The following is a 25,979-nucleotide window of genomic DNA, read 5'->3' on the forward strand; positions in this document are numbered from 1 at the left end:
ACCGATAACCCAGGCCAAACAGCGACATGAGCGAATCCATCGTGGCGCCGGGCGCTCCTGTCAAACGCGCCGACGGCGCCAACGCCCCTGCGTCCGACCTGGAGACCGCGCTCTGCTTTGAAGCGGGCGGCGCGCAGTGTTGCGTGCGCCTGCCGGAGATCACCCGGGTGGCGTTCCTGCCCGCGCTCACCCCGCTGCCCGGCGCCCCTGTCTGGCTCGCCGGACTGCTGCAGGTAGGCCCCGACCATCTGCCGGTGATCGATCTGGCCGCGCGGCTGGGGCGGGTGCGCCGCACGCCGTTTTCCGTGGATGCGCCGCTGCTCATCTGCCAAGGGCGCCAGCGCCGCGGCGCGCTGATTCTGGACGCCGTCTCCGGCCTGCGCGAAGTCAGCTTCGACCCCGCCGCCACGCTGCCCGGCGCCGATGGCCGCAACCCGCTGTTTCGCGGCTTGGCCCACGATGGCGCGCTGACCCTGCTGATGTTGGATCTGGATCAGGTGTTGAGCCTGGACCCCGCGCCGGGACGGCGTGCGGTGGAGGCGTTCGTCATTGCCGAGGAGCGCCATGCTGGCCATGAGTGACGCGCGCTCCCCCACCCCGCCTGCAGCGGACCTCGACGCGCTGATGGCCCTGGTCAATGCGCGCTTGGGACTGCGCATTCAGGCGCACCAGAGACAGCCGTTCGCCCAACGCATTGAGCAGTTGCAGAGCCGCTTCGCCATCTGGGGCCAGCACGAGCTGGAGCAGTTGATCCAGGGCGGCCGCGTGGATGATCCAGCGTTTGAGTTCCTGGTGGCCGGCATCACCGTGGGCGAGAGCTACTTCTTTCGCGACCGCAACCAGTTGGATTTCCTGCAGCAGCGCTTTCTGCCGCAACTGATCGCCCGTCTGCGCCGTAGCGGCCGCAATGACCCGCGCATCTGGAGCGCCGGTTGTTCCGATGGTCAGGAGCTCTACTCTATCCTGCTGATGCTGCAGCAGTTGTTGCCGGAAAACGAGCATTGGCGCCCGTTTCTGCTCGGCACCGACATCAACGCCGACGCTCTTAAACGCGCCCGTTCGGCCGAATACAGCGAGTGGTCGCTGCGCCAGGTGGACGCGCCTACGCGCAACAAGCTGTTCGAGCGCCAGGAGAATCTGTGGCGGCTGCGGCTGGAGCGCTTTGCCGGCTCGGTGCGCTTCGACTACCTGAATCTGGTGGAGTCCAGCTACCCCTCCATGCTGCAGGGCGTGCACTCGCTGGACCTGATCCTCTGCCGCAACGTCTTCATCTATTTTGATCGCCCCACCATCGAGTCGATTCTGGCGCGCTTCGCCAAGTGTCTCAACCCCGGCGGCATGGCCATGATCGGCGCCTGCGACTACGCCCCCGAGCATGTGGCCGGGCTGACCCTGCACGCCATCGGCGATGTGTTCTACTATCTGCGCGAAGAGTTCGCCGCGCCCGCCGCCGAGCCGCCGCCACCCCCCAGCGTCGCCAGCGGCTCCTGGACCGCCACCATCGCCACCGCCGCCCAGTTCGCCCAGGCCATCGAACCGGTTGCGGCGACGCAACCGGTCATACCAACCCAACCGGTCGCGCCCAAAGCGCCCGCCGCGTCGCCTGACGTCGCTGCGCCCAGCCGCGCGCAGATCGATGAGATGATCGCCCACGGTCGCGCCGCCCAGGCGTTGGAGTTGGTGCAGAGCGCGCAACGCGCGGTGTATCACCCGCCGCCGGAGATGGATCTGCTGCATGGCCACTGTCTGGCCTCGCTGGGGCGCATGGATGAGGCGCGCAGCGCCCTGGAGCGTTTCACCCGCAACAATGAGTTGGAGCCGCAAGCCTATTTTCTGCTGGCTCTGGTGGCCATGGAGCAGGCGCGCCTGCGCGACGCCGAGGCGCTGCTGCGCCGCACCCTGCTGCTGGACCCGGCGTTGATCATGGCCCACTACCACATGGGCGTGTTGAAACTGCGCCAGGGGCGCGCCGACGCCGGACGCAAAGCGCTGCGCCGCGCTTTGAGTCTGCTGGAAGCGGCGACTCCCGACGCCCCCATCGCCCTGGGCGACGGCATGACCCATGCGCAACTGGCTGACGCGCTGAACCAGGAGTTGGAGGCTGCGCCGTGACCGCTGACACCCCCGATCGCCCCACCCCGGATGCTGGCGAGACCGCGTTTGGCGCGCATCGCTTCCTGCCCACCGACGAACACGCCCGCCACACCCTGGCCCAGCGCGCCAAACTGCTGGCCGGGAGCGAGGATGACAAATCCCGGGAACTGGCGCAAAATGAGTGGTTCCTGCGTTTTCACACCGGCGGCGAAGAGCGTTACGGCCTGCCGTTTCACTGTCTGGAGGAGATCCTCTACGTCACCGGTCTGCGCGCCATCCCCGGCGCGCCGCGCCACATCGTCGGCGTGGTCAATCGCCGCGGCGCGCTGCTCACGGTGATGGATCTGAACCCGCTGTTTGGCAACCCCAGTCAGGAGATCCACCCGGAGGGGCGCATCATCGTCACCCACGCCGGCGATCTCACCGTGGGGCTGCTGGCGCGGGAGGTGGAGGACGAAGAGCACGGCTCCAGCGAAGAGATTCTGCCCACCTTTCCCTCCAGCGCGGTGGAGAATCTGGGCGCCATACGCGGCATCTATCAAGGCCGCGTGACGTTGCTGAACCCCGACGCGCTGTTGCGCGATCCGCAAATTCTGGTCAATGACGCTGAGTAATTTTTTAAAGGAGTTCCCGGCATGAGCGGTTTTTCCCATCCCGATGCGGCGCACCCGCAGCCCCACTCCAGCGAATCCGTGACGCCGCGCATCAGCGCCGAGGATCTGGAGCGCCGCAAACGCTTCGTCGGCTTCACCAGCGCCGACGCCGAGGCGTTGCGGGCGATGCGCAAACTGGTCGAAAAGCACGCCGAACAGATCGTCGATCTGTTCTATGAGCGCATCGGCGCGTTTGGCGAGGTCAACCAACTCATCGCCGCCTCCGGCTCCAACGTGGATCGCCTCAAGACCGTGCAGCGCCAATACCTGCTGGAGCTGTTTGGCGGCGACTACGGCATGGACTACTTCCTGCGCCGTTGGCGCATCGGCCTGATCCACAACAAGGTCGGCCTCGACCCCCAGTGGTATCTGGGCGGCTACAGCCTCTATCGCCAGCTTCTCACCCCCATCGTGCTGAAAAAATGGGGCGACAAACCCAAAAAGGCGGCGGCCATGCTGGCGGCGCTGGACAAGATTCTGGCGCTGGACTCGGAACTGGCCATGGGCAGCTACATCGACTGCATGGTGGCCGATCTGCAATCCCTCAACGTCTCCAAAACCGAGATCGAGGATCAGGTCACCAATCTGAGCGCCTTCATCAACAGCGTGGCCCAGGGCGATTTGAGCCAACGTCTGGAGCTGATGACCAAGGGCCATGACGATCTGGGCCGCCTGGGCGGCAACATGAACGCCATGGTGGATCAACTGGCGGGCATCACCCGCGGCATTACCGACACCAGCGAAGCCATTGTCGGCAGCCTGGAGAAGGTGCGCCGCGCGGTGGCCGATCAATCCTCCGGCGCCGCGCAGCAGGCGGCGGCGGTCAATGAGACCACCTCCACCCTGGAGGAGATCCGCGCCACCAGCAACCAGACCCTGGAAAAAGCCACCAGTATGGGCGCATCCGCCGAGCAGACCCGCAACGCCGCCGACCGCGGCTTGAAGCTGGTGGAGGAGAACATCAACGGCATGCAGTCCATCCGCAGCAAGGTGGAAGCCATCGCCGAAACCATTCTGGCGCTGTCCAAAAAGACCCAGCAGATCGGCGAAATCACCAATGTGGTGGCGGGTCTGGCGCAGCACTCCAAAATGCTGGCTCTGAACGCCTCCATCGAGGCGGCCAAGGCGGGCGACTCCGGCAAGGGCTTCGCCGTGGTGGCCTCCGAGGTGAAGGATCTGGCCGAGCAGTCGGAGGAGTCCACCACCCAGGTGCAGCGCATTCTGATGGAGATTCAGCACGCCACCGACCGCGCCGTGATGGTCACCGAAGAGGGCGCCAAGGGGATGGATCAGGGCATGTCGCTGATGGAGCGCATGGGCGAGGTGGTGCGTGAGCTGCAAGAGGTGGTGCACCAGTCGGCCCGCTCCAGCCAGCAGATCGTCGCCGCCGTGCGTCAGGAGGCGGTGGGCATCGATCAGGTCTCCACCGCCATGGGCGAGATCAACCAGGTCACCGGCCAGTTCGTCACCGCCACCGACCGCACCTCCGAAGCCAGCAACGAGTTGAACCTGCTGGCCGAGCAGTTGCGCAACATGGCGCGTCGCTTCAAGAGCTGAACGCCCTGCGTATCAAGGCATCGGACAAAGAATACTGAACTGGGTGGTAATGGAAGAGACTGGGGCTTCGCCCCAGACCCCACAAGGGCTCCGCCCTTGACCCGCCAGGGCTTTGCCCTGGACCCACCAGGGGAATGATTCCCCTGGACCCCCGTTAGTTTACCCCCTTCATCTTCATGGGGCTTTGTCCGTTTCCGATGGATTTTTTTGTTTGAATGATAAACGGGGGTCCGGCCCATGGGGCTGAACGCTGACTTTCTGGAAAAGCTGCTGGAGGTCTTCCGCGCCGAGCTGGAAGAGCAGAGCGACAGCATCTCCGACGCCCTGCTGGCGCTGGAGACCGGCCTGGACGACGCCCAGCGCAAAGAGACCCTGTATGGCGCCTTCCGCGCCGCACACAACATCAAGGGCTCGGCGCGCGGCGTCGACGCCCTGGCCATCGGCGATATCGCCCACCGCCTGGAGACCCTCTTCAGCGCGTTGGAGAAACGCAACCGCGCCCCCGAACCCGAAGCCATCACCCTGGCGCTCAAAGCGGTGGACGCCATGCGCGAACAGGGCGAGGAGATGGAGATCGGCGCCTCGGCGCCGGAGTCCCTCGACCCCCTGTTGGACGCCCTGGAGGCGTGCGCCAAGCGGGTCACCGAACAGGGCGACCCCGCCGCCGCGCCGACAGCCTCCGAACCAGCGCCGCAGGCCAAGCCCGCACCCACTCCGCAACCGGCGCCGCAATCAGAACCCATCGCCGCGCCCCCCGTCGCATCCGCGCAACCGACGCCTGACGAGACACCTGCGCCAACGCCGGAGACTCCGCGCGCATCTGAACCACAGTCGGCCAAGGCGGCGTTCAAATCCACCGCGCAGCCGTTCCTGAATCCGCCTGGGGCGCAGCCGACCCCTGACGAGACGCCAGCACCGACCCCTGACGAGACGCCAGCACCGACGCCGACGCCCCAGCCATTCGCCGAGCCGCCTGCGGCCGACGCCGCGCCGGAGCCAACCCCGGCTCCTGCAACGCCGCCAGAACCCGCTCCCGTCGCCGAGACTCAGCCGACGCCTGCGCCCGAACCGACGCCGGAGCCAGAGCCAGAGCCAAAAGCCGCGCCAGAACGCGAACCTGAGCCAGAGCCGGAGCCCGCCGCCGAGGCCACGCCGCCCGCCGAGCCCGAGCCCACCAGCGAGGCCAAAACCGCCGCACCCGCCCGCGCCGCCGCCGGGCGTGGCGAAGTGGTGCGGGTGGCCACCGAAAAGCTCAACGACGCCATCTCCGTGGCCGAAGAGCTGCAGATCACCAAGGTGCAGTTGGAGGGTATGCAGGCGCAGATGCGCCGCCTGGAGTCCGATATCCAGGGTTTGCAGCATCTGTTCAAGGCATTGCCCACCGCCTCTCCCACCGAGCATGTGCCTGACTGGGCCAGCGCCTCCGACGACGAGTGGCGGCAGTTCATCGAACAGGCCCCCGACCTGATGACCGAGGCCGGGCAGAGCGCCAACGCCATGCGCCGCCACATCAAGGATCGCGCCAAGCGGCTGTCGTTCCTCATCGACTCGCTGCAGGACAACCTGCACATGATGCGTCTGGCCCCGGTGGCGGCGTTGACCCGTCCCCTCACCCGCATCGTGCGCGACGCCGCCCTGGAGGTGAAAAAAGAGGTCGACCTGAAGATTGTCGGCGATGAGATCGAGCTGGATCGGGTGGTGCAGGAGCGTTTGAAGGATCCCCTGGTGCACCTGCTGCGCAACGCCGTGGACCACGGCGTGGAGTCGCCCAATGCGCGGCGCAAGGCGGGCAAATCGCCGCGCGCAGTGATCAGTCTGGAGATCACCAGCCAAGGCGGTTGGGTCACCTTCAAACTCAGCGACGACGGTAAGGGCATCGATCTGGAGAAGGTGCGCCGCAAACTGGTGGAGCGCAAACTGGTCAAGTCCCACGAAGCCCCTTCCTTAAGCGAAAGCGAGCTGTTGGACTACCTGTTCCGTCCCGGCTTCTCCAGCCGCGACGAGGTCACCGCGCTCTCCGGACGCGGCGTGGGGCTGGACGTGGTGCGCGCCAATCTGGCCGACATCAAAGGGCGCGTGTGGGTGGAGTCCAACTGGGGCAGCGGCTCCACCTTCACCCTCACCGCGCCGCTCACCCTCTCCACCGAACGCGGCCTACTGGTGAAATTGGGCGCGGAAGTGTTCGCCCTGCCCATCTCCCATGTGGAGCGGGTGGCCCATGCGCGGCGCGATCAGATGCGCATCGTTGAATCGCGCCCCTGTCTGGAGCTGGATGGCGAGTTGGCCCCGCTGCACGATCTGGGCACGTTGCTGCATCTGCCCGCGCAGGCGGCCTCCGGCGATGACGCCCTGTCCGCCGTGTTCCTCACCTGGGGTTGGCGGCGCGTGGCGGTGCGGGTGGACAGCATCGTCGGCGAGCAGGAGATCGTCATCAAACCGTTCCAGGCTCCGCTGCTGTCGGTGCGCCACATCAAGGGCGGCTCGCTGGATCGCAATGGCGACATCGTGCTGGTGCTGGACCCGGCCCACATCGTCGAGACCGCGTTGGCGCGCAGCGAAACCAGCATGCGCCAGATCGACGAAAACCGCCCCGCCGAAGACGCCCACGACGATGCCCCGCAACAGATTCTGGTGGTGGACGACTCCATCACCACCCGCACCCTGGAGAAGAACATTCTCGAGGAGAAGGGGTTTGATGTGACCATTGCCGTGGATGGCCGCGAGGCGTGGCGACTGCTGCAGGGCGGCGCGACCTTTGACATGGTGATCAGCGACATCGAGATGCCGCACATGACCGGCTACGACCTCACCGCCGCCATCCGCGGCGAGGAGCGCTTCGACGACATGCCCATCATCATCGTCAGCTCTCTGGCCAGCGAAGAGAACAAACGCCGCGGCATGGAGGCGGGCGCCGACGCTTACATCGTGAAAGGCGATTTCGCTTCGGCAAAGTTTTTGGAAACCATCCAGAGTTTGCTATAATTGATATTTTCCTGTTGAACTTTTTCAGCGCCGCGCATGGCGGCGCTGAGTCTGTGCGCATCTGCGCCGATTCGCCCATACTGCGAGGGCCGTCCACTCCATGAGCTCGCCTTTAAAAGTCGTCATTGTCGAAGACTCCCGGGTTGTGTCGATGTTTCTGCAAGCGATCTTCGAGCAGGAGCCGGACATTGAAGTGGTGGGCGTGGCCCAGGATGGCCACGCAGGCGTGGAGATGACCCGTGAGCTGCGCCCGGACGTGGTGACCATGGATATCCGCATGCCGGGTATGGATGGCTTCGAAGCCACCCGTCTGATCATGTCCGAGTGCCCTACCCCCATTGTGGTGATCAGCTCCAGCGTGGACGACGAAGAGATGCGCATCACCTTCCGCGCCATTGAGGAGGGCGCGCTGGCGGTGCTGGAGAAGCCCCATGGCGTCTCCCACCCCAACTTTGAAAGCGACCGCGTGCGCATGTTGGAAACCATTCGCGCCATGGCCGAAGTGCGGGTGATCCGTCGCGCCCGCCCGCGCAGCGCGCTCACCCCGCCTGCGCCCTCCGCCACGACGACCACGGCGGAGATCAGCGCCGCCCCCGCCCTGGCCCCCGCGCCAAGTTTGACCCCGACCCACACCTATTGTGAGCTGCTGGCCATCGGCTCCTCCACCGGCGGCCCTCAGGCGCTGCAAGAGTTGCTGGCCACACTGGAGCCCAATCCGCCGTTTCCCATCGTGGTGGCGCAGCACATCGCGCCGGGGTTCATCAGCGGTATGATCAGCTGGCTCAACGACCAACTACCCATGCGCGTCTCGCTGATGCAGGAGGGCGCGCCGCTGATGCCCGGCGAGATCGTCTTCGCCCCGGATAACCGGCACATGCGCATCATTCGCGGGGCCGGCGGGCAACTGGCCGCCGAGAGCTTCGAGCATGGGGTCAACAACGGCTACCACTGCCCCTCCATCAACGAATTCTTCCACTCGGTGGCGCGCCACTGCGGGCGCAACGCCATCGGCGTGATTCTCTCGGGCATGGGCGACGACGGCGCCCAGGGGCTGCGCGCTATGCGCGATCGCGGCGCCCTGACCTTCGCCCAGCAGTTCGACACCTGCGTCATCGACAGCATGCCGCAGAACGCCAAGCGTCTGGACGCGGTGGAGAAGGTGTTGCCGCCGCATCACATCGCCTACTATCTGAACAAAATTCGCTCGGCCTAATCAAAGACCACAGCATGGGATCCAATCTGCACACTTTGACCGAGCAGTTGAACGCCTCCTTTCGCGTTGAGTGTCGCGAACGTCTGGAGCAGATTGCTGACGCCCTGCAGTCGTGTCAGGAACATCCGGAGCGCAATGGTTGCTGGAACGCCCTGCACCAGGAGTTGGATAGTCTGGCCAACGCCGCGCGCATGATCGACGACTCCGACACCGAGGGCCTCAGCCGCGCCGTGGCCACCCTGATCCGCCAGGCGCGCAACAATCCCCAGCAGCAACACCACACCCTGGAGTTGCTGATACAGACCATGACCAATATCCGCGCCCACTGTCTGGAGCAGAGCGACGCCGATAAGACGTTCCCCGTGCGTTATGTGACGCTGTTTCATGATGTGCTGCGCGATTTGACGAAAACTGCAGACTCCTCTTCGTCGCGCCGTTGAGCGGATTTCCTCCCCGCCCCAAAGATGTGCGGGATGCGGCCCCCAACATGTCGCCCCCTCCCGGATTCCACAACGCCGTCGCGCAATCAACGCGGGATTTCCGTGTAAGTCTCTGCTATGATTGGCGACGTTGGAATTTTTCTGGCCCTCGTGTCCCGACTCTGTCATCGCCGCTTTCGCCCGCCCGGGGGCGGCGTAAAGCGCGCCCATGTACAGAACGCTCACCGCTCTGCTGCTTCTGCTCGCCTTCGCCCTGTCGCTGGCCCCGGCGCCCGCTGCGGCCAATGATGACATCGTCATTCAGTTCAAATGGTTTCACCAGTTCCAATTCGCCGGCTACTACGCCGCTCAGGAGCAGGGCTACTTTGCCGATGAGGGGCTCTCCGTCACCCTGCGCGAGCGCCAACCCCAAAGCAATCCCACCGACGAAGTGCTCGCAGGACGCGCCCACTATGGCGTCTCCGACGGCGGCTTGCTGGCCCTGCGCCTGAACGGCAAGCCGGTCACCCTGGTGTCGCAAATCTTCCAGCACTCGCCCCTGGTGCTGATCGCCCTCAAGGCCGCCAACATCCGCACCCCCTATGATCTGGCCGGCAAGCGCATCATGGCGGACCTCGACGGCGCCAGCCTGGCGCCGATCCGCGCCATGCTGCACAAAACCCTGGGCAATCTCAACAAAACCCGCATCCAGCCCAACACCTATCGCAACGCCGATCTGCTGGCGGGCGAAGTGGACGCCATGGATGGCTATCTGACCGATCAGCCCTACTGGTTCGAACTCAGCGGCGCCGCCATCAGCGTGATGGACCCGCGCGACTACGGCATCGACTTCTACGGCGACAACCTGTTCACCACCCGCGATGAGGCGCAAAACCACACCGGACGCGCGCGCCGGGTCAAGCGCGCCGTGGAGCGCGGTTGGAAATACGCCCTGAGCCACCCGGAAGAGATTGTTGATCTCATCTTGCGCAAATACGACAGCCGTGGGTTGGAGCGGGAGCATCTGCTGTTCGAAGCGCAGCGCACCCAGGAGATTATCGGTCCCAACTTCACCCCAGTGGGGGAGTACGAACTCTCCCGGCTGCAAAAAATGGCCGAGACCTTCGCCATCCTGGGGCAGACCGAATCCACCCGCATTCCCGCAGACTTCTTTCTCCCCTCCGCCGCCCCGCAAAACGCCAACTCGTCTGAGTCCGTCAGCGATTCCGAGCTCTCATCCAATGAAGGCGGCTGGATTCTGGCGGGACTGGCGAGCCTGTTCATCACCCTGGGGCTGATCCTGCTGGGAATCTGGTTCTGGCAGGGACGCCCGCGCCAACTCACCATCCGTCAGGCGCTGTTCCTGTTCGCCTTCGTTTTCGCCGGGCTCATCGTCTCCATCAGCGCCCTGGCGGGGCTGCTGCTGCTGGAGCAGAAACAACAACAGCAGATAACGCGCGAGCGCGCCGAAGCTGATACGGTGGCGCGCGCCATGGGACAGACCTCGGAGGATCTGACCCGGTTCGCCCGCGCCTTTGTAGTCACCAACGACGCCATGTATCTGCGTCACTTCCGCGAAACCCTCGCCGTGCGCAATGGCTTGGCGCCGCCATCCGAAGGCACGAAGCGACGCCGCTCCGCCCGCGTGGAAGCCGCCTATGACCTGGCCGCCCACATCGGCAAACTGCGTTTGACCGAGTCGGAGAAGGCGGCGCTCAACGCCGCCATGAACGAGACCGATGAGCTCATTGTGCTGGAGCAGACCGCGCTCAACGCCGCGCAGGGGCTGTTTGCCGACGATGTGGGCGCGTTCACCATTCGTCGCGAGCCTGCGCCGCAACTGGCCCGCGCCCAACTCTATGACCCCGCGCACCACGCCGCCCGAGAGCGCGTCACCCAGCTCACCCAGGTGTTTTTCTCCCTGCTCGACGCGCGCATGGCCGAAGCGTTGAATACTACCCAACGCCGCAGCCACGCCATCACCCTGGCCATCGCCGTGTGCACCCTGGCGACGATTCTGTTTGCGGTGTACGCCTTTTCGCTGTTCAAACGCCGCATTGTCGATCCGCTCCAGGAGCTGCACCAGAGCGCCCACGCCATCGAACACGGCGACTACAACCAGCGCATCGCCATCACCACCGACGATGAGATGGCCGAAGCGGCGCGCGCCTTCAACGCCATGAGCGCCAGCGTGCGCGATCGCACCCAACGCCTGCGCAGCGTCATCGACACCGCCGTGGACGGCATCATCGTGATCAATGCGCGCGGGGTGATGCAGGAGGTGAGTCCGGCGGCGCAGAAAATTTTTGGCTACAGCGCCGAGCAGATGGTGGGCGCCAATGTCAGCATGCTCATGCCCTACCCCTACCGCAGCGAGCATGACGGCTACCTGAGCAATTACCTGAAATCCGGCAATACCCAGATTCTGGGCAGACAGCGGGAAACCGTCGGTCGTCGACACGATGGCGCGCTGTTCCCCATGGATCTGGCGGTGGCCGAAGCGCAGATCAATGGCGAGCGCTTTTTCACCGGCATTGTGCGCGACATCACCCAACGCAAGCTGGCCGAGCGGGAGTTGGAGTTGGCCAAAGAGCAGGCTGAAGCCGCCACTCAGGCCAAAAGCGAATTCCTGGCCAATATGAGCCACGAAATTCGCACCCCCATGAACGCCATCATCGGTTTGAGTCATCTGGCGCTGAAAACCGACCTGAGCCCCAAACAGCGCGACTATGTGAGCAAAATCTCCAACTCGGCGCAGGCGCTGCTGGGCATCATTAACGATATTCTGGACTTCTCCAAAATCGAGGCGGGCAAGCTGGAGATGGAGTCCGCCCCCTTCCGACTGCAGGACAGCCTGACGCATCTGGCCGACGTGATGACGGTCAAAACCCGCGAGAAGGGGCTGGAGCTGCTGATCTGGACCGACCCCAAGATTCCGGCGGAGTTGGAGGGCGACGCCCTGCGCCTGGGGCAGGTGCTGCTCAATCTGGTCAGCAATGCGGTGAAGTTTACCGACTCCGGCGAGATTCTGGTCACTACGCAATGGGTGGAGGAGAGCGAGGGTAAGATCACCCTGCGTTTTGCCGTCAAGGACAACGGCATCGGCATGAATGCCGAACAACAGGCGCGTCTGTTCCAAGCCTTCTCCCAGGCCGACGCCTCCACCACCCGGCGCTTTGGCGGCACTGGGCTGGGGTTGACCATCAGCGAACGGCTGGTGCGCATGATGGGCGGCGCCTTCACGGTGCAGAGCGCGCCCGGCGAAGGCAGCGAATTCTCCTTCACCGCCCGCTTTGGCCGCGTGGCGATGGAAGCGGAGCCGCCGCCAATCTCCTCCCTGGACTCTTTGGGACGGCCGGTGCGGGCGCTGATTGTGGATGACAGCGTTGAGTCGCTGCGCATTCTCACGGATATCTGCCGCGCCGCGCAGATGTCCACCACAGTCGCCCGCAGCGGCGACGAAGCGCTGGCCGCATTACGCCAAGCGGAGGTGGGCGAAATCGACGTAGCGCTTCTGGATTACGACATGCCCGGACTCACCGGCGCGCAGACCGCGCAGCGCATTGCTGAACTGCTGGCGCCAGCGCCCAAGTTCATTATGGTCAGCGGGTTAAACGTGAGCGAGATGGGCTTGGAGGCGAACGTTAAACCGCTGTTCCAGGATTTTCTGCTCAAACCGGTAACCCAGGAGAGCGTGCTGCAAGCCATTGAGCACGCCCTGCGCATCCAACCCGTCGCAACGCCAGCGGCCGCGGCCGCCAGCCAGACGGACGCAAACGACGGGGGTGCAAGCGCTGAAATCCACCGGATTCTACAAGGCGCGCGCATTCTGCTGGTGGAGGACAACGAGATCAACATTCAGGTCGCCACCGAGTTGCTGCTGGAGGCCCCGCTGGATGTGTTCATCGCCGAAAATGGCGCCGAAGCAGTGGATATGGTGAACAGCGAACCGTTTGACGCGGTGTTGATGGATATCCAGATGCCGGTGCTCGACGGTTACGCCGCGGCGCGTAAAATTCGCGAAAACCCCGAGCTGGCGGATCTGCCCATTATCGCCATGACCGCCAACGCCATGAGCGGCGACCGCGAACGCTGTCTGGGCGCTGGGATGAACGACCACGTGGCCAAACCCATCGTTCCCGCCGAGATGTTCGCCGCTTTGGCGCAGTGGGTTCCGCTGGGACGCCAGGCGCGTGGTTTGGCGCCCCTGACCTCGGCAACGCTGGATGCCGAGCCGCCTGCAGCAAAACCGCCCGCCGTCGCTTCTGCACAGACCACCACCCAACACAGCGAGATGCCTGTCATCCCTGGCATCGACACCGAAGAGGCCCTGGCGCGGCTGGACGGCAATGCCGGTCTCTATTGGCGCGTATTGCGCCAGTTTGCCGACAATCAACGCCACGCCGTCAGCCAGATGGACGCCGCTCTGGCGCAGGGCGCGCTGGATGACGCCGAGCGCATCGCGCATACGCTCAAAGGGGTGGCGGCCAGCATCGGCGCCAGCGCCCTGGCGCATATCGCCGGCGAGTTGGAGTCGCTCATTGAACAGGGACAGACCGAGCTGGCCATCGCCGAATCGCCCGCCCTGGGGCTGGCCTTGAACGCCGCCATCAAAGCGTTGGATCACGCCCTGACCAATCAGGGCGCCGACGCCAAGCAGGAGCCCGTCACAGCGCAGGATTACGACCCCGCCATGCGCGAACTGGCGGCCATGCTGCTGGAGCAATCGATCAATTTCGACGTCGAAGCGCAGGCGTCGCTGGAGCAGTTGCTGGCGCTCTGCCCGCAGGGGCCCCTCAGCGCGCTACTGCACAGCGCCGAACGCGCCCTGCGCCATTACGATTTTGATCAGGCCCACGCCTTGATTGCCCGCTTCACCCATGAGCTGGAGCAGCATCTCGCCCCCGCTACAGAATCCGTTTGACCTCCTGACCACGCGCCTTGAAACCTCTCACAAAATGAATGCATCGCGACGGCCCAGTGGGGATTTGGCCGCGCGAGCAGCGCAGCGTACGTCCGGTACGTGAGCAGCGGAGCGCGGACAAAGCGCCGCTGGGGCGAGCAGGGCGTCATTTTGTGAGAGGTTCTTAACCCAGATCAATGCGCCGTGCGCGCCAGCGCGTTACAGTCCGAACTTTGGCAACAAGCGTCTCTGGTCAGTCGAATCTATAGTCGCCGCAGAAGAGAATTAGACATTTGAAGCGAGAAGATATCGAGGGCTGCGCCCTCGAGCTCCCAAGATCAACAGCTACACCGTGATTCGGACCATCCATGGCCCGAATCACCCCGCCGCCGACCAGTCGGCGGCCAATAGTCAGCGCAAGCTCAAGCTACGTCACGCAAACATTGGCCGTTTTGTGCAGTTTTGGTTTTGATTTTTCATATTGAGGACTCTCATATGGCTCACACATCCAATGCCGCTCCCAGCCGTCTGCAGATCGTTCTGCGCGCTGGCGTCGGCGCCTTCGCCGGCATCGGTCTGGTGGGGGCGCTGCATCAATATTGGCTGCAGCCGATGACATTGAGTCTGCTGATCGGCTCCTTCGGGGCGTCGGCGGTGCTGCTCTACGGCGTGCCCGACAGTCCCCTCGCGCAACCGCGCAATGTGCTGGGCGGCCATCTGATCTCCGGCGTGGTGGGAGTGATCGTGCAGCAAGCCATCGGCGGGCCGCTGTGGCTAGTCGCGGCGCTGGCGGTGAGTGTGGCCATCATGGCCATGATTCTCACCCGCACCACCCACCCGCCCGGCGGCGCCACCGCGCTGATTGCGGTGATGGGGTCGCCGGATATCGAAGCGTTGGGCTTTCTCTATCCCATCGTGCCCGCCTTTACCGGCGCGCTCTGCCTGCTGGCGGTGGCGCTGATCAGCAACAACTTCCGCAGCGCCAAACGCTACCCCACCGCCTGGTGGTGATATATCATCATGGGGAGCCAAAATCGGACATTTTTTGAACGGGGAAATGGAAGATATCGAGGGCTCCGCCCTCGAGCTCCCAAAGATCAAACCGTGATTCGGGCCATAGATGGCCCGAATCACCCCGCCGCCGACTGGTCAGCGGCCAATAGTCAGCGCAAGCTCAAGCTACGTCACGCAAACATTGGTCGTTCTGTGCAGCTTTGGTTTTGACTCACTATATCGCGTTATTGCGCTCCCCGACGCGGCTCAAACCCCACGAATGGTCTCGCAGGCGTCCACCCCCACATAGAGCTTGTCGAACAGCTCAAACAGCACCGAACGCGCCTCCAGCATCTGTTGGAACAGCGTCTCGGCCTGCTGCTTCTGCCCGGCGTTGACCAGGGTGATGATCTCCTTGGCCATGGCGTGAATCTTTTGGTGCTGCTCGCCCACCGCGCGATAGGTTCCATCCTCGCCAAACGCCTGCTGTGTGGCGCTCTGAGCGTACCACAGACCAAAATCACAGCTATTGGCGTCTTTGAGGTCCTCCGGCTTCATCTTCTTATGCCCGCGCAGCGCCATGATCAACACCTCCACCCACGCCAAGTGCGACTGCTTGGCCATGCGGATGTCAAACACCGGCGCGCCCACCTCAAAGCGTGATTGCGCCTCATCCAGCGCCTCGCTGCTCTCCTTGGCCACGCTCACCATGACATTGGAGCTGGTCACCAGACCATCCAGAAGATCGGCCAGATCCATATTGCGCAGCATCACCTTCTGCACATTGGCCGAGGATTCGAACACCTGATTGGCGAACTGCTTGGTCTCCTCCAGATTTTGCCGCACGCTCTTGGCCGAACTCTCCACTTCGCGCGCGCCTTCGGCGATGCCCGAGGTGGAGTGCGCAATCTCCTGCGCCCCGGTGGCCGCCTCCATGGCCGCCCGCGCCACCTCCTCGGAGGCGGAGTTGAGTTCGGCGGCGTTGCGCGTCACCTCGCCATTGGCCTGCTTGACCTGCTCCATGGAGTCGACGATTTGCGACACCGCATCGTTCTGGTTGCCCATGGCGGTGGAGATATCGTCATTGATCGTATTGAGCTGCGTGATCATATCGACGATATCCTGGGTGGCGTTGCGCGCCTCAGTGCTCTTGGCGCGGATCTCCGAGGTGCTCTTGTCGATCTGCGCGGTGGCGTCGCCAGTCTGCTGGGCCAACTCCTTGACCTCATTGGCCACCACCGCAAAGCCCTTGCCCGCCTCGCCAGCCCCGGCGGCCTCGATGGAGGCGTTGAGCGCCAGCATGTTGGTCTGGTCGGCGATGGTTTTAATCAGCCCCACCACTTTGACGATCTCGTTGGTGGCGTGGGAGAGCTCACCCATGGTGCGCTGGGCGCCTTCGGCGTTGCGGGTGGCCTGTTGCGAAGTGGACTCCGCCCGCTCCACCCCTTCGCGCACATGGTCGGTCAGGGAAGACATCTGCCCCACCGCATCCATCACCGTCTGAATGGAGTTGTTGACCGAACCCAGGCTATGGTTGACCTGTTCGATATTGGCGCTCATCTCCTCGGCGGCGGAGGCCATGGTGTTGACGTTCTGGCTCGCCTGTTCGGAGGCGGCGGCGATGGTGTTGACGTTGGATGACAGATGCGCGGAGATGTCGATCAGCCCCTTCAGGCTCTCATCCGACGTCTTCAAAGTGACGCCCAACTGGCTGATCTCGCGGTCGATGGCGTCGTTCTCCTTAACCACCCCCTGGGCCATCTGATAGCTCTCGCGGGAGGACTCCAGCAGATGCTGATTGGTGCGCGTCTGCTCAGCCACCACCGCGGCCAGGGATTTGGATTGCAGCGCCAGGGTGTGCACGCTGCCCAGCAGACATTCGCGCATCACCGCCAAGTGCGCGGCCACCGAGTTTCTGGGCGCGTTTTTGTTGAGTTGCATGGTCAAGTCGCCCACGCTGATCTTCTTGAACACACCGATCAGATCATTCAGTTCAATGCCCAGACGGCTGGCGATGGAGCGCGACACCATCAGCGCCACCAGCGCCACCACCACCACGGCGACAGCCATCATGATGTACATGAAGGTCGTCAGCGACTTGACCGGGATTAAGACCTCCGCCTCATCTTTTTCGGCCAGCAACGCCCACTTGGCCCCGAACACAGTCACCGGGGTGAAGGCCGATAGCACCGGATTGCCGTTGTAGTCGATCACCACGCGCTGCTCCACATTGCCCGCCAACGCGGCGCGGGAGGCTTCGGTGTCGACGCCGTTGCGCGCCACATCGCCCGCGAAGGAGGCGACCACGCTGTGGCCCTGCTTATCCAGGAAGCTATCCGAGCGCATGCGCTTATCCGGACCCACCAGATAGGTCTCGCCGGTCTCGCCCATGCCGGTGCGCTCCTGCATGATGCTGTTGAGGCCATCCAACGCCAGTTGCACGGCGATGATGGTCACCACCTCGCCATCTTCTCCCAACACCGGCTGCGCCAGGAAGGCGGCGGGTTCGTTCTTGCTCGGCTCATAGGGAGCAAAGTCGGCGAAGCCCATCTTCTTGGTGTTGAGGGTCTCGCGCACCAGCACGCCCAAGTTGGAGTTCTTGAACTTGCCGTTGACCATATTGGTCCGGTAGTCCGGCTCCTTGCCCGCCGAGTAGTAGACGTAGCCGTCGGGGTTGATCAGGAACAGATCGAAATAGCCATTTTGTTTCACATACTGGGCGAAGAACTCCTTGCCGTGGCTATCCTTGGGGCTGAAGGCCTCATCCACGTCGATTTCCGCCAACAAACCCCAGTTCAGTCCCCCCACGCTGATGGGGGCGTAGGAGGAGAGCACCGGGTTGTTGTTGTAGTCGCGAATGACGCGGGTTTCGCTCTTCCCCGCCAGCGCGGCGCGCGCCGCAGCGGTGTCCACTGCGCCCTTCTCCGGGTTTCGGAACGAGGCCTCCACCGTGTGGTTGGTCGGGTCCAGGAAGGAGTCCGAACGCATCAACTTGTCAGGGCCCACCAGGTAGGTCTCGCCGGATTCGCCCATGCCGGCGCGCTCGGACATGATGGCGTTCAAGCGGTCGATGGGGAACTGGAACAGCGCCACGCCGATTTTGCGCTCGCCATCGAAAATGGGCGCGGCGACAAAACCGGCCGGGGCCTCATAGGAGGGCCAATACTGTTTGAAGTCGGTGAAGAAGACGCTGCCCGGGGTGTCGGAGGCGGCGGCGGCCTTGAACACTTCGGCGAAGTTGGTATTGGCGATGGCGCTGTCCTTGAGCGACAGACCGTAATCCAGCTCCTTGAACACCGAGTAGACGATGCGGCCGCTGTCGATATCGGCCAGGAAGATGTCATAGAAGCCGAAGCGCTCCAGCAGATCGCGAATGTAGGGGTGCGCGGTGGCGTGCTTGTGGCTGTACAGGGAGCCGTCGTCAGCGGCGTCCAGTTTGTGCTTCTCTCCCAACGGGTTGGCGTTGGCGGCGATGTAGTGATACTGCATGGTCAGGGCGGTATCGTCCAGACGGCTCAAGTACTCCGCAGTGGGCGCCTGTTTGCCGCTGTTCTTCTCAGCATAGGTTTTGCCGAACTGGTCGTCGTAGTAGGCCTTGAGCGCCGCGCGCATGGTCGCCGCGTCCGGATGCTTCTCCGCTGCGCCCTGCCCCAACTGGGCGATGGCGTATTGAAACTCCAGCATATTGGCCACGGTGGAGGGGTTCTGCGCAAACAGCGCCGCCACATGCTCCACCCCTTGCAGGTAACGGGTCACCGCCGCGCGTTTGGTCTCGCGCACCGCCGTGAGCTTTTTGAGCGCCTCCTGCTGGAAGGTGTCCACCGTCTCCACCAACACCTGCATATCCCCAGCGCGGGCCTGAAAGAAGCGATCCACCTGCCCCTTCTTGATCTGCCGCGCCGCTTCCAGCTGGTTATACGCGGCCTCCATCAAGGCGCTGGAGGCCTTATGCGTGGCCAGAAACTCGCTGGCCAGCAAGGGAATCAAGCCCACTGACAGAAACAGAATCAGCAGTTGAGTCTGGAGTTTCAGATTGGAAAGACGGTTGAACATGCGACTCCCTCCCGCTCAATGGGGCCGTAAAAGCAGCTTTGACGCAAGACGCAACGATTTGCTCGTGTTCCTTGCGCAGAGTACGGCGCCGCCATGACGCTTTGTCGGAGTTGCTGCGAAAGATCGCTCTTATCGGCAGCAACGCTATTCGTACTCAAAACGATACACTTCGGGTAAAACGCCTTTTATTGATGGCGCTTCGAGGTTTCGTCCAATTATTATCTAAATGATTTGCAAGGGGGAATCAGTGAGGGACAGGAAAACCTGCAAATTAGAAAACAATAATATAGCGCCAGCACTCCTGTTCCGCAATGGAAAACCCCGGCAACATCACTATGTTACAGAACGTTAAGTCAAGTTGTAACCAGTCGGTCCGCAGCAATGGCGGCGCGGCTCACCTGCACAATCTGGTCAAATGGAATCGGCGCAGCCTCGCCGTTGCGTAAACTCGCCACGCTGGCGGCCACACAGGCGGCGTTGCCCTTATCCTGCCGCCACAGGTTCATCTTGCCGAATCCTGGCCAGCCGTAACCGCGCAGCCGACGGAAATTATCCAACTGCAACACGCGGCCGGCGCAAAACACCTCCAAACGCTCCTTGGGGAATGCCTTGGAGCCATTGGCCAGATAGTGGATGCTCCCCAGCGAGCCATCCTCAAAGCGCAGCATCAGGCTGGCGCGGTCGGAGACGATGGCGCCCGCATGGGCCGCGCCCAGCGCCTGCGCCTGGATATCGACAATGGGCGCATCGCTTAGATGACGCAACAGGTCGATGAAGTGGCACGCCTCGCCAATGATGCGCCCGCCGCCAGCGGCGCGATCCTGTAACCAGTTCTCAGCAGGCACATGGCCAGCGTTGACGGTCATGATCATCGCCTTGGGCTCGGCCACCGTCTGCATCAACTCACGCATGCGCACGATCTGCGGCGCAAAACGGCGATTGAAACCCACCATCACCTGCGGCGCACCACCCGCTTGCCGCGCCGCCGCATAGGCGCCTTCAATGGCGTCCACTTCGGCGTCGGTGAGCGCCAGCGGCTTCTCCACAAACACATGTTTTCCCGCCGCCAACGCACGCGTGACCAAGTCGGCGTGGGTGTCGTGGCGGGTGGCGATGGCCACCAGATTCACCTGCGGGTCGCGCAGCACCTCGTCGGCGTCGCTGGCGGCGTGGGCAAAACCCAACTGGCGACCATACTGTACGCTGCTCAAGCCCCGGCTGGAGGCCACGGTGAGCAGTTGCGCCCCCGCCGCCTTGAAGGCGGGCGCCAGGGTGCGGGCGGCGTAGTTGCCGATGCCGATAAAGCCCACCCGCACCGCGTCCTGTGCGGCGGCGCCCGCCGCGACAGGCAGCGCCACACGCCGTGCGGTCACCGCCTCGGCGGGCGCGTCGGCGCGGGGATAGCGCAACAATGCGCCCAACTCGCCGCCACCCTGAGCCAACTGCCGATAGGTCTGCTCCGCCTCCTCCAGATCCAGACGGCGGGTGATCAGCGCCTCGGGCTGCAAGCGCCCCTCGGCCATCATGTCCAACACTGCTTCGAAGTTGCGCTGTTCGGTCCAGCGCACGAACCCCACCGGGTAGTCCTGCCCCTTCTCCTCATACAGCGGATCGTAGCGGCCCGGCCCATAGGAGGCGGAGACCTGGAAAGTGATCTCCTTTTTAAAGAAGTCGTCGCGGCTCAGGTTGAGCCCGGTAACCCCCACCAGCACGATGCGCCCGCGTTTGCGGCACATGCGCGCGGCGTTGCGCATGGGTTCGTCGCTATCGGTGGCGGCGGCCACCAGCACCCCATCCACCCCGCGTCCGCGCGAGAAGCGCAGCGCCGCAGCCAGGGGGTCGGCGCCGCTGGCGGGATTGACGGTTTGCGCGCCAAAACTCTCGGCCAGAGCGCAGCGCTCGGCGTCCAGATCCACCCCCAGCACGCGGCAGCCGTTGGCGCGCAGCAATTGCACGCTCATCAGCCCCACCAGCCCCAGGCCGATCACCACAAACGCCTCGCCCAGGGTCGGCATGGCCAGCCGCACCCCTTGCAGCGCGATGGCGCCCATGACGGTGAACGCCGCCTGTTCATCGGTGACCCCATCCGGAACCCGCGCGCACAGATGTTTCGGCACGCGCGCCACCTCGGCGTGGGGACCGTTGGAGGCGACCCGATCGCCCACCGCAAACCCCTCCACGCCGTCGCCCACGGCGATCACCCGGCCCACGTTGCAGTAGCCCAACGGCATGCGCTGATCGAGTTTGTGGCGCACCGCATCGTAGGTGGCGATCCAGCCATCGGTGGCCGCCTTCTCCAGCACCTGCTTGACTTTATCCTGCTGCTGCAACGCCTTGCCCGCCAAGTTGGCCGACCCGAACGACACCAGCATGCGTTCGGTGCCCGCCGACACCAGGGTGCGGGCGGTCTGAATCAGCAGCGTTCCCGGCTCCACTTGCGGGCACGGCGCTTCGGTCAGTTCGATTTGGCCATTTTTCAGATTGAGCAGGATCTGTTTCACGCGATTTTCCCGATTTGGACTGTGCGGCGCGCGATCACTGTGCGCGGTTGTCGCGCGCTAAGATGCAGGAAACCGGCCAGATAGCGGGATTTCGTCGCCTCCGGTCACGGAAATCCCGCCGCGACACTATGGATACTGCCTTGAAAATCCGCCTTTTGCAGCAAAGCCTGCGCTCGGTTTCGTCCACAATTTATGCTACAGTGTGCAAAATGATTGTAGAAAGGACGACGCTCAGATATACGCGGATCGCAAACCCGGATCGCTTCGCTGCGGCCTCCACACAGAGATTACGCGCCAGCGCCGATTGAGAGTTACGTGGTGATGAAACCCCTGTTTTGGCTCATTGCGTTCATCCTCTTTGCCCCCGCCTCAGCCTGGTCTGCGGCGCAACCGCAGCCGTTGGCGTTGCAGATCCATCCGTTTCTGCCCTCGTTGGAGATCCACCGACGCTTTCACCCGCTGTCCAATTTTCTCAGCCAAACCCTCAACCGACCCGTACGCATTCGCATCGCCACCAACTACGCCGAGCATATCCAATCGTTTGGCGAAGGGTCGGCGCAGCTGGCCTATATGGGCCCGGCGCCCTATGTGAAATTGACCGAACAGTTTGGCGCGTTCCCCATTCTTGGACAGATTCTGGTCAACGACTCCCCCACCTTTACCGGCGTCATCGCCGTGCGCGCAAACAGCGCGCTGGGCGCGCTGCGGGATCTGCGCGGCGCGCGGGTGGCGTTTGGCGACGTCAACTCCACCATGAGCCACTGGCTGCCGCGTTATCTGATGACGCAAGAGGGGCTCAAACGCAGCGATCTGGCCGATTTGGCCCATGTGGGCAACCACATGAACGTCGCCTTTGGCCTGCTCGCTGGCGAATTTGACGCTGGCGCCCTGAAACAGAGCATCTTCAAACAGTTCCAATCCCGTGGACTGCGCGCGCTGGCGACCACGCCCGCCATTCCCAACCACGTGTTTGTGGCGGCGCAAAACCTCCCCGAAGAGGACGTCAGCGCCATTCGCGCCGCCCTGCAGGCGCTGGACGCGCCGGATAAACGCTTTATCCTGCAAGCCCTCAAACCCTCTATCAGCGGCACCCACCCTGCGGTTGACGCCGATTTCGACGAACTGCGCCACGTGCTGCGCACAACCGCCGCCGCGCCCTGGTGACCTGATGGCGGCGACCTCAGACTCCCAACGACGCAATCGCCTCATTGCCGCCTTCATTCTGGTGGTGACGCTATTTCTCGTCGCGCAGACCGCAGTGGTGGTGGAGCAACAGCGCCGCACCCTGATGAAAACCTCCCACCACCACATGCAGAGCGAACTGGAGTTGGTGGCGCAAACCATCAAGGAGGCGGCGCTGCGCCACGACCTGGCGCAAGTCTATCTGCTGTTGGAGCTGTGGGGCCAGAAGCAGCCGCAAGTGGCGTCGGTGACGGCGCGCGCCGTCAATGGCGCAATGTTGGGCCAGTTCAAGCGCCCCACGGATCCCGATGCGCCCATCCAGCGTCACTTCGCCTCGGTGAAAGTGGATGATGAACCCATCGTCTTCCTCACCCTGGAGCACAATGGACAACAGCTTGCCCACGAGGCGCTGAAACTGGCCCTGACCACCGCGCTAAGCGAAGGCGTCTTCATGGCGCTGCTGGGCGCAGCGCTGTGGCTGTTGATTCACGCGGTGGGCATCCGCCCCATGGAGCGGGAGATCCTGGCGCGCAAACGCATCGAACAAGCGCTCAAAGTGAGCCAGGAGAATCTCACTCTGGCGCAAAAGATCGCCCACATGGGCAGTTGGGAGTGGGACCCGGAAAGACACACGTTGCACTGGTCTGACGAGATGCGACGCATGCTCGGCGTCGAACGCCAACCCAGCATCAATAGCGTCATCTGCCTGTTGGAGTATTGTCGCGAGCCGGATCGCGCGCGTCTGGATCAACGACTGTCAGGTCTCATTGCGGGCGTACGCGACAGCTTTCATCTGGAACACGCCATCTGGACAACCCGCGGCGAGCGCCTGTTTGTGGAGCATCGCGCCGAACGCTGGCGCTCCAACGTCGACGGCGGCGTGGTGATTCGCGGCGTGCTGCTCAATGTGACCAATAGCGCCCTGTTGCGCGAATCCCTACGCGCCAGCGAGCAGAAGTATCGTAACCTGTTCGCCTCCATGAGCAGCGGCGTGGCGGTGTATGAGGTGGTGGATGACGGCGACGATTTCATATTCCGCGATCTGAACGCCGCCGGCGAGCGCTTCAGTCAGGTCACATTGGATGAGGTCGTCGGCAAACGCTTGACCGAACTCTTCCCCGGCGTGCGCGAAATGGGTCTGCTTGACACCCTCAAAGAGGTGTGGATCACTGGCCAGCCCAAACACCACCCCCTGACGCACTACCAGGACAATCGCGTGCATCAGTGGGTGGAGAACTACGTCTTCAAGCTCGACGATGGCCAAGTGGTGGCGGTCTACGACGACGTCACCGAAATGAAACAGGCGCAGCACTCGCTGAAAAAGAGCGAGGAGCGTTTCGCCCTGGCCATTCGCGGCTCAGCCGATGGTCTGTGGGATTGGGATATCATTCACAATGACGTCTATCTGTCGCCACGCTGGAAGGAGATGCTCGGCTACGCCGACGATGAGCTGGAAAACCATATCGACACTTGGCGCAATCTGGTTCACCCGGACGATATGCCCCAGGTGGAACAGGTGCTCGAGCAGCTCTTCACGGGCCAGGAGTGCGCCTATCAGTGTGAATTCCGTATGCGCCACAAGTCGGAACGCTATATCGATATCCTCGCGCGCGGACTACTTAAACGCGACGCCGACGGCCAGCCGGAACGCATGGTGGGCACCCATACCGATTTGACCGAACGCAAGCGCAATGTGCGCGCCCTGGCCGATAGCAACCAACGTTTGAAGCTGGCGACTCAGGCGGGCGGCATCGGCGTGTGGGAGTGGGATGTGCGCTCCGGCGTCATCAGTTGGGATCAGCGCATGCGCGAGATCTATCAGCTTACCGAAACCGGCAAGCAGCTCAACCACGCCTGGCGCAACGCGGTGCACCCGGATGATCGTCACGACCTGGCCCAGCGACTCAAGCAATGCCTGCACGGCGGGCTGGAGTTTGCCGGCGAGTTCCGCATCCTCTGGCCCAATGGCGGCGAACGTACCGTAAGCGCCGCAGCAGTGGTGGAGCGCGACGCCGAGGGTCAACCGCTGCGCATGATCGGGGTCAACTGGGACATCACCCGGCAGAAGACCCAGGAGCGCATCATCATGGATGCGGTGCGCCAGGCGGAGAAGGCCAACCGCGCCAAAACCGAATTCCTCGCCCACATGAGCCACGAGATCCGCACCCCGCTCAACTCGGTGATCGGCATGGCCGAGCTGCTGGCCGACGGGACCAATCTCACCGCCGAGCAGAACCAACAACTGCGGGTGATCAACCGCGCCGGCAACAATCTGCTGGCGATCATCAACGACGTGTTGGATCTGTCCAAAATCGAAGCGGGCGAACTGGTGCTGGAACAGAGCGACTTCTCGGTGCGCGCGCTGGTCCACGGGGTGGTGGAGATCCTGGCGCGACAGGCGCAAAACAAGGGCGTGACGCTGACCTGTGAGATCGCCAAACAGACCCCGGATCACGCCCACGGCGACGCCCAGCGTCTGCGCCAGGTGCTGCTCAACCTGCTGGGCAATGCGGTCAAATTTACCGAAAAGGGAGGCGTGAGCGTGCGCGCCGAACCGGCGCCGGAGTCGCCGGGCTGGCTCACGCTGCACGTCATCGACAATGGCATCGGCATCGCCGCAGAGCATCTGGAGTCGATCTTCACCCCCTTCACCCAGGCGGACATCTCCACCACGCGCCGGTTTGGCGGCACCGGCCTGGGTCTGTCCATCTGTCGTCAGTTGGTCTCTCTGATGGGTGGTCGCATCGAAGTGCAGAGCGTCATGGGCGAAGGCAGCCAGTTCTCCGTCACGCTGCCGGTCTTGTTGAGCAAAACCCCTGCAACCCACGCCGAGCCGAGCGAACCTGGGCAAGCGCATCCGATGGCGGCGCAAACCCATACGGGGTTGAATATTCTGGTGGCCGACGACTCCGAGGATAACCTGCTGCTGGCGCAGACCCTGCTGCGCCGGGCGGGACATCAGTGCATCTGCGTCGCCAGCGGCGATGAAGCGGTCAACTGGAGCGCCCAGCAGCCGTTCGATCTGATCCTCATGGATATCCAGATGCCCGGCATGGATGGCTATGAAGCCACCCAACAGATCCGCCTGCGCGAACAGCGCAACGCGCTGCCGCACACCCCCATCATTGCGCTGACCGCCTTCGCCATGAAGGAGGATCGGGTGCGCGCGCTGGCGGCGGGGTGCGATCTGCATCTGACCAAGCCAATCCGTCGCAACCAATTGCTGGAGGCGATCAATCAGGCGCTCGACGCCGAGCATTCGCCAGAGGGCGACTCTGACTGATCATTATCCCCTGTCGAATGCAAAATTAGGCGTTGGCGATTTTAACGCGTGAAGATATCGAGGGCTTTGCCCTCGAGCTCTCTAAGACCAAACCGTGGGCTCCGCCCACACCCGCTGGGGGCGAAGCCCCCAGACCCCGCCGCCGA

The 25,979-nt window shown here is 63.5% G+C and carries 13 protein-coding genes; 11 read left to right on the top strand and 2 right to left on the bottom strand.

What is annotated here, in order from left to right:
• Positions 1-26 precede the first annotated feature (26 nt).
• The 9 genes from MAIT1_RS19920 (at position 27) to MAIT1_RS19960 (ending at position 14,832) form a co-directional block, all read left to right on the top strand.
• Positions 27-581 (top strand): chemotaxis protein CheW, encoded by a 555-nt coding sequence (locus tag MAIT1_RS19920; protein ID WP_085447210.1) that lies wholly within the window; start codon positions 27-29, stop codon positions 579-581.
• Positions 574-2,112, top strand: coding sequence for a CheR family methyltransferase (locus MAIT1_RS19925; protein ID WP_158089646.1), 1,539 nt, complete (start codon positions 574-576; stop codon positions 2,110-2,112). Before MAIT1_RS19920 ends, MAIT1_RS19925 begins: the two co-directional genes overlap by 8 nt.
• A complete protein-coding gene (locus tag MAIT1_RS19930) occupies positions 2,109-2,708 on the top strand; it encodes a chemotaxis protein CheW (protein WP_085446737.1) in 600 nt (199 codons plus the stop codon). The genes MAIT1_RS19925 and MAIT1_RS19930 overlap by 4 nt, the downstream gene beginning before the upstream one ends.
• Positions 2,709-2,729: 21 nt before the next feature.
• A complete protein-coding gene (locus tag MAIT1_RS19935) occupies positions 2,730-4,304 on the top strand; it encodes a protoglobin domain-containing protein (RefSeq protein ID WP_085446739.1) in 1,575 nt (524 codons plus the stop codon).
• Positions 4,305-4,541: 237 nt separating this feature from the next.
• On the top strand, positions 4,542-7,286 hold the full coding sequence (locus MAIT1_RS19940) for a hybrid sensor histidine kinase/response regulator (RefSeq protein ID WP_085446741.1): 2,745 nt from the start codon (positions 4,542-4,544) through the stop codon (positions 7,284-7,286).
• A gap of 100 nt (positions 7,287-7,386) precedes the next feature.
• Positions 7,387-8,499 carry a chemotaxis-specific protein-glutamate methyltransferase CheB gene (gene cheB, locus MAIT1_RS19945; protein WP_085446743.1) on the top strand — a complete coding sequence of 371 codons (1,113 nt, stop codon included), beginning with the start codon at positions 7,387-7,389 and terminating at the stop codon, positions 8,497-8,499.
• Between the two features lie 14 nt (positions 8,500-8,513).
• On the top strand, positions 8,514-8,939 hold the full coding sequence (locus tag MAIT1_RS19950) for an Hpt domain-containing protein (RefSeq protein ID WP_085446745.1): 426 nt from the start codon (positions 8,514-8,516) through the stop codon (positions 8,937-8,939).
• A 208-nt stretch (positions 8,940-9,147) separates the two neighbouring features.
• Entirely contained in the window at positions 9,148-13,842 is a 4,695-nt protein-coding gene (locus MAIT1_RS19955) for an ABC transporter substrate-binding protein (protein ID WP_085446746.1), read from the top strand.
• Positions 13,843-14,316: 474 nt separating this feature from the next.
• Positions 14,317-14,832 carry an HPP family protein gene (locus MAIT1_RS19960; protein WP_085446748.1) on the top strand — a complete coding sequence of 172 codons (516 nt, stop codon included), beginning with the start codon at positions 14,317-14,319 and terminating at the stop codon, positions 14,830-14,832.
• 249 nt (positions 14,833-15,081) lie between these two features.
• Here MAIT1_RS19960 and MAIT1_RS19965 read toward each other — a convergent pair whose 3' ends face one another.
• Both MAIT1_RS19965 and MAIT1_RS19970 read right to left on the bottom strand, forming a co-directional pair.
• Positions 15,082-18,867 (bottom strand): methyl-accepting chemotaxis protein, encoded by a 3,786-nt coding sequence (locus tag MAIT1_RS19965; protein ID WP_085446749.1) that lies wholly within the window; start codon positions 18,865-18,867, stop codon positions 15,082-15,084.
• Positions 18,868-19,220: 353 nt separating this feature from the next.
• On the bottom strand, positions 19,221-21,368 hold the full coding sequence (locus tag MAIT1_RS19970) for a bi-domain-containing oxidoreductase (RefSeq protein WP_085446750.1): 2,148 nt from the start codon (positions 21,366-21,368) through the stop codon (positions 19,221-19,223).
• Positions 21,369-21,689: 321 nt separating this feature from the next.
• On the opposite strand from MAIT1_RS19970, the gene phnD reads away from it, so the two are divergent.
• Entirely contained in the window at positions 21,690-22,532 is an 843-nt protein-coding gene (gene phnD / locus MAIT1_RS19975) for a phosphate/phosphite/phosphonate ABC transporter substrate-binding protein (protein WP_085446751.1), read from the top strand.
• Between the two features lie 4 nt (positions 22,533-22,536).
• Complete coding sequence (locus MAIT1_RS19980) at positions 22,537-25,833, top strand: PAS domain-containing hybrid sensor histidine kinase/response regulator (protein WP_085446752.1); 3,297 nt, start codon at positions 22,537-22,539, stop codon at positions 25,831-25,833.
• Positions 25,834-25,979: the final 146 nt, after the last annotated feature.

Source organism: Magnetofaba australis IT-1 (genome assembly GCF_002109495.1).
In the GTDB taxonomy this organism is placed as follows: Bacteria; Pseudomonadota; Magnetococcia; order Magnetococcales; family Magnetococcaceae; genus Magnetofaba; species Magnetofaba australis.